The sequence below is a fragment of the Streptomyces sp. NPDC037301 genome (assembly GCF_055602785.1).
This window is the reverse complement of the sequence record NZ_JBVJWD010000018.1, coordinates 110,117-122,861: the sequence shown is the minus strand read 5'-3', so window position 1 is coordinate 122,861 and position 12,745 is coordinate 110,117. Positions and strand designations below refer to the sequence as shown.

The window sequence follows — 12,745 nt, the reverse complement described above, 5'->3', positions numbered from 1 at the left end:
CCTGCCGGACCGGCTCCACGCCGTCCGCAGGCGCTCGGCCGGTGAGGCGAAACCGTGGTCAGCCCATCGCCATGACGACCGGCTTCTCCGCGGCCATCAGCAGGTACGGGGCCTCCGGATCGGCGTTCACCGCTCCGACCCACCGGTTGTAGAACGCGGTACCGGATTTCGCGGTCGAGCTTGAGTTGACCTCGAACAAGGCGAATGCCCAGACGTTCGAGCAGATCAGGACGAACTCCTGAGCAGTGACACCACGAAGGGTGGCAGCGGCCGCTTTGGACCAGCGTCGATCGTTCTCGGCGAGGTTCTCGCCGATGAAAGCCCGGAGATCACCGCGTGACGTCTGGTTGTGCTTGAAGACTTGACGGGTGAACTGCCCTTGCACGTACTGCGAGTTGAAGGGGTAAGGGACCCACATCCAGCTCCACCCCGGCCCGGTCCCGTTCCACTCGGCTTCCGCATCCGGATAGTCGTGGTTGGAGATCACGGATTGGAAAGAATTACCCGGAGCGTCCAGCTTGAGCATGCTGCCCCCTGATGTCATCCGCCGGCGAGCCGCGGCGGTGGACGCGCACCGCCCCCACCGCGTGCTCGTCATTCGGTAGCAGGCTACGTGGAGGGCTTCGGGGTGAGGGCCGGCTTCGGGGAACTTTTCCACTGTTCCCGCACACACCCGTGGTCGAAGGAGCAACCCCGGCCCGTTCAGCGCCTGTTCACCACTGTCCGCCCCGATGTGGCCCGCCTCGCGCGCGGGTCCGGTAGGCGCGTGGTGTGGTGCCCGTCAGCCGGGAGAAGTGGTGGCGCAGGCTGGCCGGCGAGGTGAAACCGCACCGGGCCGCCACCCGCTCCACCCCTTCGTCGGTGTCCTCCAGCAGTTCGCGGGCCCGCTCCAGCCTCCGGCGCAGCAGGTACTGGGGCGGGGTGGCGCCGGTCTGCGCGTGGAAGCGGCGGTTGAGGCTGCTGAGACTGATCCCCGCGTGCGCGGCGAGGTCCGCCGGGGTCAGCGGGAGGTGCAGGCGGGCCTCCAGCCAGCGCAGCGTCGGTCCGATGCCCGCGCTCTCGGTGAGTTCGCGGTCGATGGTCTCCTGGACGCGGTCGCCGTGGGGCAGGAGCGGGGTGAGGAGTTCCCGGGAGGTCTCACCGGCCACCCGCTCGCCGTGGTCCTGGGCCAGCAGACGCAGGCAGACGTCCAGGCTGCCGAAGATCCCGGCCGAGGTGAGGAATGGGCCGTCGGCCACGACAGTGCCGATCGGATCGACCTCGATACGGGGGTGGCGGCGGGCCAGCTCCTCGGTGTGGCGCCAGCCGGTCGTGGCGCGGCGGGCGTCGAGGAGACCGGTGGCCGCGAGGGTGAAGACGCCCGTGCCGATCGCGCCGATGCGGCAGCCGCGTGCGGCTGCGGCCCGGCACGCCGCAAGCGCCGGGGGTGCGGGCTCGTCGCGGGGGCCGTCGCCGTCCTGGCCGGGGATCAGGACGACGTCCGCGTCGGCGAGGCCGTCGAGCCCCCACGGGACGGAGATCCGGAGCGGTGCAGGTGCTCCCAGGGAGGTGAGGCCGGGGGCGGCGCAGAGCCGTACTTCGTAGGCGGCGCCGGGGTGGCCGGCCGTCGCTGTCCCGAAGACCAGTCCGGGGGTGGTGAGCTGGTGTCCGGGAAGCCTGTCGGGCACGAGAACGGCGATTACGGACATGTCCAGAATCTATCCGAGGGTGGGGGACGGGGAAGCTGCGGCGGTCAGCTCGTACCCGGGCGGGCCGGCGGACGGCCCGCCCGCCCGGGTACGTGTCGCGTCAGCGGTGCGAGTGGATGGTCTTGTTGATCCACTTGGAGTACGCGGGAACGTTGGTGTACATGCCGGGGCCGGTGCCGCAGGTCGGGTCGGTGTCCCCGTCGCCCGAGGTGGCGCCGACCAGTTCCCAGCGCCCGCCCCGGCCGTGCTGAATCTGCGGGCCGCCGGAGTCGCCGAAGCAGGCCATGGCGCCCGGCGTCTTGCTGATCGTGCAGATCCGGGTCTTGTCGGCGCGGCCGGGCGAGCACTCGTCCACGGCACCGATGCGGGTGTCCAGCTGCTTGAGCTTGTCCGGGAACACCGCGTCGGGGAGGTAGTCGGTGTCGCGGACGGTGCCGAAGCCGAGCAGCCGCGTCGGGGTGCCGGGACTGCCCACCGACTTGGCGATGCGGATGGGCTTCTCCGAGACCGGGCGGTCCAGCTCGACGAGCGCGATGTCGTTCGTGCTGGGATCGGATTCGACGTCGTAGGCGGGGTGGGTGACGGTCCGCTTGATGTGGCGCACGGTGCCGCCGGACTCGCGGTCGTCGGACCCGATGCGGACGATGCCGTCCAGCGCCTTTGGGTTGACGCAGTGGGCCGCCGTCACCAGCCAGCGCGAGGTGATCAGTGATGCGCCGCACTGGGCGCGTACGTCGATCGTGTCGCCGTCATCCGTTGGGAACTTGGCCGTCTGCGGGAGCGTGGCCATGAACGGGTAACGCTGCGTGGCCTCCTGCCCGTTGACGATGGCGTTGGCGCTGCCGGTCATGGCCGTGACGCAGGCCGTCGCGGCCAGGGCGACGGCGGCGACCCGTCCCGCACGGCGGGAGAGGGACTTGCGGGACCGGGACGGGCCGGCGGGCGGCGAGCTGCGTGTGAACACGGGTGATTCCTTCGTTCCGATGCGCGTCCTGCGCGTGGTGGATGTGCGAAGCCGGCTTCCGGGCGTCGTATCGCTTCCGGTGCCGCGCAACATCCATCCTCCGTACCGGCCCCGTCCGGAAAAAGCGGTCCTGATGTCACCCTCGGCTAAATTCTGGACATGTCAGTGATCGCCGTCCTCGCGCTCGACGGAGTGCCGGGCCATGAACTCACCGGGCCGGGAATGTGCTTCGGCACAGCCGCCCGGCACCACCCGCATGTCGCGTACGAGCTGCGGTACTGCACCGCTCCCGGCTTCCGCGAGACCGGCTCTCCGGCGCCCTTCCGCATCGACACGCCCTGGGGCCTGGAAGGGCTGGAGGGCGCCGACACCGTACTGCTGCCCGGACACGCCGGTTTCCGCGACGAGCCGGAACCCGAGGTCGCCGACGCCCTGCGGGCCGCCGCGGACCGGGGCAGCCGCATCGGCGCGATCGGCACGGGGACGTTCACCCTCGCCGCCACCGGTCTCCTCGACGGACGCCGGGCGGCCACCGGGCGACAGTACGCGGCGGAGCTGGCGCGGCGCCATCCCCTGGTCGAGGTCGATCCGGAAGGGGCCGTCGTGGACGCGGACCCGTTCCACAGCGCGGCCGGAGTGCTCGGCGGCCTCGATCTCTGCCTGCACCTGATCACCCTGGACCACGGTGTGCCGGTCGTCATCGAGACGGAGCGGCAGGTCTTCATGCAGCTCCACGCACCCGCCGATCCCGGCTCTCCTCAGGTGGCCCGTCACCGGGCCGGCCCGCACAGCCTCGGGCCCACGACCCGGTGGATGGAGGCCCACCTCGACCACCCGCTGACGCTGAAGGACATCGCCGACCACGCGGGGCTCACCGTCCGCGGCCTGAACCGGCGCTTCCGGGCCGAGACCGGGCTCTCCCCGCTCCAGTACCTCCTGCGCGCCCGCGTCCAGGCGGCGCAGCGCCTGCTGGAGCGCGGGGACGAGCCGGTGGAGCGCATCGCCGCGCGCACCGGACTGGGCACACCTGCCAACCTGCGCCACCACTTCCAGCACCACACGGGCACCAGCCCGCGTATCTACCGCACCGCCTTCCGCTCCCTGGTGGCCGCCCTGACCTGGGCGGACGGCAAGCACGCCGAACCAGCGGAACCCAACGGGCGGCCGGGCAGCGCCGACACCGATCCCGACCCGTCCGGCCGCGCCGACGACCGCCGTGCCGCGAGACGCCGTATCTGACACAGGCACCGCGTACCGAAACCGGCGCGATCGGCGCGGGACGCGAGGGGGTCCGGCCGTCCCGCTCCGTTCCCCGACGCCCCGCCCTCAAGACGTCGGCCGGTGGACGCGTACCGTCCACTTGGACTTACGCAACGCGGTTGTTGGACTGGAGCGCCCCGAGGAGCCTTACGTCGTTGACGGTGTCCGGACAGGGGGACTACTCAGGGCACATGTCGCGAAGATTCACTTCGGCGGGCGCTGTCGCCGCCGCCTCAGCCGCCGTCCTGGCGCTGGTGGGGACCGCGCTCCCCGCCACAGCCGCCGCCCCCTCACCCGCCGCAGTCGAGTCGGCCGTGCCCGCGGACGCCACCGTCATCCGGTCCGCGCAGCTCTCGGTCGCGGTCGCCGACGACTTCCCGCGCGTCCTGGCGTACACCGACAAGGCGAGCGGCGATCAGCTGCTCGGCAGTACGCAGCCGGTCACCGCCGTGACCCTCAACGGCACCGCGCACCCCGTGAAGCTCAAGGGAGCACCCGAGGTCACCGGTTCGACCGCCCGCTACACGCTGACCTTCACCGACCTGCCCGGCATCGAGATCGACGCCTCGCTCTCCGTCTCCGGCCGCGCCACCACCTTCAAGGTCACGGCTGTCCGTGACACCGAGGCGTTCCGTGTCGGCACCATCGACATCCCCGGCCACGACCTGGTCTCCGTCGGCTCCACGGACACCGGCGCCGCCACCGCCTTCACACGGCTGGACAACGACTCGACGAAGACCGCCGACGTCTTCGCCCGGGTCACCCCGGACACCGCTGCGGACCAGGCGCCTGTCGGTGCCTCGTACGCCCTCGTCAACACCGGTTCCCTCGCCGCGGCTGTGGAGTCCAACTCCTCGTACGACAAGCCCTCCGGTGCCACCGGCGGCGACGACGCCCGGTTCTGGCACCAGGCCCGCAAGGCCGGCGACGGCAGCGTCCGGGTCGGCGTCTGGTCCGGCCAATGGACCTACCGCGGCGACGGAGCACCGAAGCCGGAGAGGGGGGACAACCTCCCCTGGGCGAAGGTGGTCGTCACCCCCGACGCCAACGGCGACAAGAAGGTCGACTGGCAGGACGGAGCCGTCGCGTTCCGGACCATCGGCGTCAAGGCCCCCGGCAGCGAGGACACCCCGGACCGGGTCATCACCCACATCCCGTTCAACTTCGCCAGCCAGGCCACCCACCCCTTCCTGCGCACTCTGGACGACGTCAAGCGGATCTCGCTCGCCACCGACGGCCTCGGGCAGATGGCGCTCCTCAAGGGATACGCCTCCGAGGGCCACGACTCCGCCCACCCCGACTACGGCGGCAACTACAACAAGCGCGCCGGCGGGCTGAAGGATCTCAACGAGCTCCTCAAGGACGGCAAGAAGTGGGGCGCCACCTTCGGCGTCCACGTCAATGCCACCGAGGCGTACCCGGATGCCAAGGCCTTCGACGAGAAGCTCGTCGACAAGACCAAGCCCGGCTGGAACTGGCTCGGTCAGAGCTACTACATCGACCAGCGCCGCGACATCAACAGCGGTGACCTGGCCAAGCGCTTCCAGCAGTTGCGCGACGAGACGGACCCCAACCTCAGCCTGCTCTACATCGACGTCTACTACACGCACGGCTGGATCGCGGACAAGACCCTCCAGTCCGTGCAGAAGCAGGGCTGGAACGTCGCCACCGAATGGGCCGACAAGTTCGAGCGCGGCTCGCTCTGGTCGCACTGGGCCAATGACCTCGACTACGGCGGCGCCACCAACAAGGGCCTCAACTCGAAGATCATCCGGTTCATCCGCAACGACGAGAAGGACGTCTGGAACAACGATCCGGTCCTCGGACAGACCGCCATCGAGGAGTTCGAGGGCTGGACCAACGAGACCGACTGGAACGCCTTCTACGACAACATCTGGCAGCGCGACCTGCCCGCGAAGTACCTCCAGCAGCAGAAGATCACCCGCTGGGACGGCAATGACGTCACCCTCACCGGTGGTGTCCGGGGCACGGTCGAGGACGGCAAGCGGACGTTCTACGACCACGGCCGCAAGGTCCTGAGCGGCACCGACTACCTGCTGCCGTGGGACGGCGGGAAGAAGCTCTACCACTACAGCAAGTCCGGCGGCACGAGCAGCTGGGCGGTGCCGTCGAACGGCACGTACACCGTCTACGAGCTCACCGACAACGGGCGGGTCAAGACCGGCACGGTCAAGCCGTCCGGCGGGAAGATCACGCTGACCGCCAAGGCTGGTCAGCCGTACGTCCTCTACCCGCAGCAGGCGCCGAAGGCCGCCGACCCCAAGTGGGGCGAGGGCACCCCGGTCGACGACCCGGGCTTCAACGACAAGGGGCTCGACGCCTGGTCCAAGACCGGAACCGTCGCCCGGGAGACCGACGGCAACGGCCTCGACAGCGCCGAGCTCTCCGGCACAGGCACGGCCGCGCTCTCGCAGCGCATCGACGGCCTCACCCCCGGCAAGCGCTACACCGCGTCCGCGCTCATCGAGGTCCAGCCCGGAAAGACCCGGCACACCACGCTCTCGATCGGCGGCAGGTCCGTCGCCGTGGACCGCTCCACCGCCAAGGACCAGGTCGCCGCGTCCGAGCGGCACGGTACGTACTTCCAGCGGGCCAAGGTGAATTTCACCGCCCCCGCGAACGGCCGCACCACCCTGCGCGTCGAGGCGGCCAAGGGCAGCGCCGCGAGCGTGCGGGCCGATGACGTACGCATCGTCGCCAACGCCCCGAAGACCAAGGAGAACACCCTCTCCTACGAGGACTTCGAGGCCGTGGACCAGGGCTGGGGCCCCTTCCTCAAGGGCGACGCGGGCGGCTCCACCGACCCCCGCACCGTCATCTCCCAACTGCACGCCCCGTACACCCAGGCCGGCTGGAACGGAAAGCTGATCGACGACGTCATCAGCGGCAAGGAGTCCCTCAAGTCCCACGAGGAGAACGCCGGACTTGTCTACCGCACCGCCCCGTGGACCGTGCCGATGACCGACGGGCACCGCTACAAGGTCGAGTACGACTACCAGTCCAGCCACGCGGGCGCCTACGAGTGGGTCGACGGCTACGACCGGATCACCGCCGACGGAAAGCCCGACTCGGTCGAGACCCGGACCACCGCCATCGGACAACAGCGCACCACCGGCCACTTCGCCGAGACCGTCACCGCGGGCTGCGGCGACACCTGGACCGGACTGCGCAAGCGCGGCGACGCACCCGACGGCGCCGACTTCGTCCTCGACGCGTTCACCGTGACCGACCTCGGCCCGGCCCCGGCCGGCGAACTCGCCGCCTGCGGCACGCTCGGTGTCGACCCGGCGGCCGAGACCCTGGAGCCGGGCACGGCCAACACCGTCAAGGCGAGCTTCACCAACTACGAGGCCACCGCGGCGACCGGTGTCGCGCTGAGCCTGACCGTCCCCGAGGGCTGGAAGGCTGAGCCCGCGGGCGCCGTCACCTTCGACTCGGTCGCGGCAGGCGCCAAGGTCACCGGCAGCTGGCAGGTCACCCCGCCGGTGGACGCCAAGTACCGGACGTACAGCCTGAGTTCCGAGGCGACGTACACGGTCGGCGGCGCACGGCGCACACTCGGCGCGCAGACCTCCGTACGGACCCTGCCGCCGCCGCCCACCACGGACAGCTGGGCCAGCGACCTGGACTGGACTGCTTCCGAGAACGGCTGGGGACCCGTCGAGCGGGACCTCTCCAACGGAGAGCAGGGCAGTGGCGACGGTACCCCGCTGAAGATCGGCGGCACCGCCTACACCAAGGGCCTCGGCAGCCACGCCCCGGCGAAGGTCCGCTACTACCTGGGCGGCCGGTGCACCTCCTTCACCGCCCAGGTCGGCGTGGACGACGTACAGACCTCACGCGGCAGCGTGCAGTTCAGCGTCACGGCCGACGGCACCGAGAAGGTGAAGTCTCCGGTCCTGAAGGCGGCCGACAACGCCTGGTCGCTCACCGCCGACACCACGGGCGCCAAGTACGTCGAACTGGTCGTCGGCGACGGCGGGGACGGCAACGGCAACGACCACGCGGACTGGGGTGACGCACGCTTCCATTGCGGTAGTTGAGAGCGCAGGATGCGGGACGGGTGCCCAATGGTGGGCACCCGTCCCGCATCTGCATGCGATGGCCTTCCCCCCGACGAACTGGAACCGTACATGCCGAACCCGCCCGTATGGTCACGCCGTACCCTGCTCGCCCTCTCGGCAGCCACCACCCTGGCGGTCTCCCTCCCAGGTTCGGCGACGGCCGCAGCCGCCGCCGAGGCCGACGAGTTCGACACCCTTCGCCTGCGCTGGACCGGGATCGCGCTCGGCGTCGGCTTCGACGCGGCCGCCGAACCGTACGCCTCCCGCCTCGCCGAAACAGGCGCGCTCGCCCGGGGGTTCCGGGCCACGATGAACCCGGCCGCCGGCTCGCTGTGGCCCGGCATCACGTACGACCCGCCGTCCGGCATCACCCAGAGCTACGGCCGCCTGTGGGCGATGACCCAGGCGTACGCCCAGCCCGGCACCGGATCGGCCGGCGACGCCGCCCTGCTCGCCGACATCATCCGCGGCTACGACCACCTCGCCCGGACGGCCTACCACTCCTCCATCACCCCGTACGGCAACTGGTGGGAGTGGCAGATCGGCAGCCCGCGCATCCTCATGGACATCACGTCCGTCCTGTACGAGCACCTGGGCGCGGCCCGCGTCGAGGCCGCCTGCGCCGCCGTCGACCACTTCATCCCCGACGCCGTGCTCCACGACTACAGCGGCACCTCCACCGGCGCCAATCGCGTCGACCTGTGCCGCTCCGTCGCCCTGCGCGGCGTCCTCGGCAGGGCGCCCGCGAAGGTCGCACTGGCCAGGGACGCGCTGTCACCCGTCTTCCCGTACGTCACCGAGGGGGACGGCCTGTACGCGGACGGGTCGTTCATCCAGCACACCACGGTCGCCTACTCCGGCACCTACGGCCAGGTCATGCTCGACGGCCTCGGCCGCCTCTTCGCCCTGCTCGCCGGATCGACCTGGGCCGTCATCGATCCCAACCGGCAGATCATCCTGGACAGTGTCGAGCGCGCCTATGCGCCGCTGATCTACAACGGCCTGGTCATGGACAGCGTCAACGGCCGTGCCATCAGCCGCGGTTACCTGAAGAACGACGAGCTTCAGGTGATGCGCGGCGACCACTTCCACGGGCAGGGCGTCATCGCCGGGATCGCCCTGCTCGCCGAGGGCGCCTCGGCGGCCGAGCGCGACCGGTGGCACGGCATGATCAAGGGCTGGATCGCCCGCGACCTGACCAGCCCGATCCTCACCGCCCGCCAGTTCGGCATCGCGGACCTGGCCCGGCTGCACGTGGCCTGGGCCGCCGCCGTGCCGGCCGCGCCCGAGCGGGTGGCCCACCACCTCTTCGCCGAGATGGCCCGCGCCGTGCACCGCCGCCCGGACTGGGCCGCGGGCATCTCCATGGCCTCGGAGCGGATCTCGCACTACGAGTGCGGCAACGGCGAGAATCCGCGCGGCTGGCACACCGGAGCCGGAATGCTCTACTGGTGGCCGGGCGGGAAGGAGAACGACCAGTACACCGACTGGTTCTGGCCGACCGTCGACTTCTACCGCCTGCCCGGAACGACCGTGTCCACCAAACAGCTCGCCGACAAGGCGGGTGGCGAATGGGGCGCGCCCAAACCCGCGGTGAAATGGGTCGGCGGCGTCACGGACGGCGAATTCGGCGCGGTGGGCCAGCACCTCAAGGGTCTCGGCTCGACCCTGGACGCCCGCAAGTCGTGGTTCTGCGTCGCCGATACGGTCATCTGCCTCGGTGCCGGCATCACCAGCACCGACAAGGTCCCCGTCGAGACGGTCGTCGACAACCGCATGCTCGGCGAGGACGGCACGGACCCCCTCACCGTCGACGACCGTACCGGCCCCCGCTGGGCCCACCTCGCGGGTCACGGCGGCTGGGTCTTCCCCGGCGGCGCCGACCTGCGCACCCTGCGCGAGGACCGCACCGGCGCCTGGTCCGACATCAACACCACCAGCTCCACCGAGCGCCGGACCCGCCGTTACCAGACCCTCTGGCTCGACCACGGCACCGACCCGGTCGACGCCGAGTACGTCTACCTGCTGATGCCCGGCGCCTCCCGCAGAACCGTCGCCGCCCGCGCGGCCGACCGGCACTGGCTGACCGTGCACGCCAACACCGCCGCCGCTCAGGCGGTCGCCGTCCGCTCGCTGGGGGTGACCGCCGCCAATTTCTGGCAGCCGGGTGCGGCCGGTCCGCTCTCCGTCACGGCCGCGGCGAGCGTGCTCGTACGGGAGGGGCGGCGTTCCACGACCGTGTGCGTCAGCGGGCCGGACCGGACCGGTGCGCCGGTGGACGTGGTCTGGGAGCGGCCGGTACGGGAGGTCGTCTCGGCGGACCCGGGGATCGAGGTGCGTGCCACCGGCCGACGGCTGGTGCTGAGGGTCGAGCCGGGAACGCAGGGAGGCACCCTGCGGTGCGAGGTCCGGTAGCCGCCGGGGGTCAGGAGGAGTGAGGAGTGAGGACGCAGGGGCGGGGTATTCTCGCGGAACTCCGCCGTGCGTCCCGCCCCGGTGACGGGCGCGGGAGCGGTGCGGGACCGGCCGGATGCCGTCCGCGGGGGCCCGGACCCCCCGACCGGACCACACTCCGAGGCTGACACGAGTGTGCAGCAGACCACAGTGACCTTTTGTCGGACCCACACAAAGACGGACCGGTACGGGCTGGTACTTCGCCTGCATGTCCCGAAGCTTCTGTCAGGCTCCGCCAGGAAACAGGTCAGGAGACTGTACGGAGTCGACGGCAGGATTTACTTGCCCGGCTTCGTAGGGTCGGTACATGACCGTTGTGGACGAAACCCCGGGCGAGCCGAGTGACACCCGTGGCCGTGTGGCCGAACTGCTGGCGCTGCGCGAGCAGGCGCGGCGCGGACCGAGTGACCGGGCGACCGAGGCGCAGCACGCCAAGGGCAAGCTGACGGCGCGTGAGCGCATCGAGCTGCTGGTCGACCCGGGTTCGTTCAAGGAGGTCGAGCAGCTTCGCCGGCACCGGGCGACCGGCTTCGGCCTGGAGCAGAAGAAGCCGTACACCGACGGTGTCATCACCGGCTGGGGCACGGTCGACGGCCGCACGGTCTTCGTCTACGCGCACGACTTCCGGATCTTCGGCGGCGCGCTGGGCGAGGCCCACGCCACCAAGATCCACAAGATCATGGACATGGCCATCTCGGCCGGTGCCCCGCTGGTCTCGCTGAACGACGGCGCGGGCGCCCGTATCCAGGAGGGCGTCAGCGCGCTCGCCGGATACGGCGGGATCTTCCAGCGCAACACCCGGGCCTCCGGTGTCATCCCGCAGATCAGCGTGATGCTCGGACCGTGCGCGGGCGGCGCGGCCTACTCCCCGGCGCTCACCGACTTCGTGTTCATGGTCCGCGAGACCTCCCAGATGTTCATCACCGGACCGGACGTCGTGAAGGCGGTCACCGGTGAGGAGATCAGCCAGAACGGCCTCGGCGGCGCCGATGTGCACGCCGAGACCTCGGGCGTCGCGCACTTCGCGTACGACGACGAGGAGACCTGCATCGCCGAGGTCCGCTACCTGATCGGGATGCTGCCGTCCAACAACCGGGAGAACCCGCCCACCGTGGCGAGCGACGACCCGGCCGACCGGCGCGGCGACGTCCTGCTCGACCTGGTGCCGGCCGACGGCAACCGCCCGTACGACATGCACAAGGTCATCGAGGAGCTCGTCGACGACGGCGACTACCTGGAGATCCACGAGCGCTGGGCCCGCAACATCATCTGCGCCCTGGCCCGTCTGGACGGCCAGGTCGTCGGCATCGTCGCCAACCAGCCGCAGTCCCTCGCCGGTGTCCTGGACATCGAGGCGTCGGAAAAGGCGGCCCGGTTCGTCCAGATGTGTGATGCATTCAACATTCCTATCATCACTCTTTTGGACGTACCCGGCTTTCTCCCCGGGGTGGATCAGGAGCACGGTGGAATCATTCGGCACGGTGCGAAGCTGCTCTACGCGTACTGCAACGCCACTGTGCCGAGGATCTCGCTGATCCTGCGCAAGGCCTACGGCGGTGCGTACATCGTGATGGACAGCCAGTCCATCGGTGCGGATCTGACCTACGCCTGGCCGACCAACGAGATCGCGGTGATGGGCGCCGAAGGTGCCGCCAACGTCATCTTCCGTCGGCAGATCGCCGACGCCGAGGACCCGGAGGCCATGCGGACCCGCATGGTCAAGGAGTACAAGGCCGAACTGATGCACCCGTACTACGCCGCCGAGCGCGGCCTGGTCGACGACGTCATCGACCCTGCCGAGACCCGCGAGGTGCTGATCGCCTCGCTCGCCATGCTCCGCTCCAAGCACGCCGACCTGCCGTCCCGCAAGCACGGCAACCCCCCGCAGTAGTCCGCAGCGTCGCAGTCACCCTGCCGAGCCCGCGAAGACCTGCCGAGAAGACGGAGAAACCACCCATGAGCACTGCCGCCGAGTCCGTGCTGCGTGTCGAGAAGGGTCTTGCCGACCCCGAGGAGCTGGCCGCCATAACCGCGGTCCTGCTCGCCCGCGCCGCCGCCCAGCCCGCAGCGACCCCCGCCCACCGTGGCCGCAGCACCGCCGGATGGCGCCGCCTGGAACGCACCCCGGGCTTCCGCGCCCCGCACTCCTGGCAGGGCTGAGCTTTTCTGTCCTCGAGCGGGGGGGGGGGGGGGGGAGGGGGAGGGGGGGGGGGGGGGGAGGAGGGGGGGGGGGGGGGTGGGGGGGGGGGGGGGGGGGAGGGGGGGGGAGGGGGGGGGGGGGGGGGGGGGGGGGT

The 12,745-nt window shown here is 70.7% G+C and carries 8 protein-coding genes; 5 read left to right on the top strand and 3 right to left on the bottom strand.

From position 1 onward, the window contains the following. Positions 1 to 58: 58 nt before the first annotated feature. The 3 genes from ACZ7IB_RS27125 to ACZ7IB_RS27115 form a co-directional block, all read right to left on the bottom strand. Positions 59 to 526: a hypothetical protein gene (locus ACZ7IB_RS27125; protein WP_470916433.1), complete on the bottom strand. Its 468-nt coding sequence runs from the start codon at positions 524 to 526 to the stop codon at positions 59 to 61. A 187-nt stretch (positions 527 to 713) separates the two neighbouring features. Then, positions 714 to 1,688, bottom strand: coding sequence for a GlxA family transcriptional regulator (locus ACZ7IB_RS27120; RefSeq protein WP_470916432.1), 975 nt, complete (start codon positions 1,686 to 1,688; stop codon positions 714 to 716). Between the two features lie 100 nt (positions 1,689 to 1,788). Further along, on the bottom strand, positions 1,789 to 2,652 hold the full coding sequence (locus tag ACZ7IB_RS27115) for a S1 family peptidase (RefSeq protein ID WP_470916431.1): 864 nt from the start codon (positions 2,650 to 2,652) through the stop codon (positions 1,789 to 1,791). A gap of 159 nt (positions 2,653 to 2,811) precedes the next feature. Here ACZ7IB_RS27115 and ACZ7IB_RS27110 point away from each other — a divergent pair, with 159 nt between their 5' ends. The 5 genes from ACZ7IB_RS27110 (at position 2,812) to ACZ7IB_RS27090 (ending at position 12,611) form a co-directional block, all read left to right on the top strand. Continuing rightward, on the top strand, positions 2,812 to 3,891 hold the full coding sequence (locus tag ACZ7IB_RS27110; protein WP_470916430.1) for a GlxA family transcriptional regulator: 1,080 nt from the start codon (positions 2,812 to 2,814) through the stop codon (positions 3,889 to 3,891). A 212-nt stretch (positions 3,892 to 4,103) separates the two neighbouring features. Then, positions 4,104 to 7,976: an endo-alpha-N-acetylgalactosaminidase family protein gene (locus tag ACZ7IB_RS27105; protein ID WP_470916429.1), complete on the top strand. Its 3,873-nt coding sequence runs from the start codon at positions 4,104 to 4,106 to the stop codon at positions 7,974 to 7,976. Between the two features lie 90 nt (positions 7,977 to 8,066). Further along, on the top strand, positions 8,067 to 10,412 hold the full coding sequence (locus tag ACZ7IB_RS27100; RefSeq protein ID WP_470916428.1) for a polysaccharide lyase 8 family protein: 2,346 nt from the start codon (positions 8,067 to 8,069) through the stop codon (positions 10,410 to 10,412). 346 nt (positions 10,413 to 10,758) lie between these two features. After that, positions 10,759 to 12,342 carry an acyl-CoA carboxylase subunit beta gene (locus tag ACZ7IB_RS27095; RefSeq protein WP_114246860.1) on the top strand — a complete coding sequence of 528 codons (1,584 nt, stop codon included), beginning with the start codon at positions 10,759 to 10,761 and terminating at the stop codon, positions 12,340 to 12,342. A gap of 65 nt (positions 12,343 to 12,407) precedes the next feature. Continuing rightward, entirely contained in the window at positions 12,408 to 12,611 is a 204-nt protein-coding gene (locus ACZ7IB_RS27090; protein WP_093897832.1) for an acyl-CoA carboxylase subunit epsilon, read from the top strand. Positions 12,612 to 12,745 lie beyond the last annotated feature (134 nt).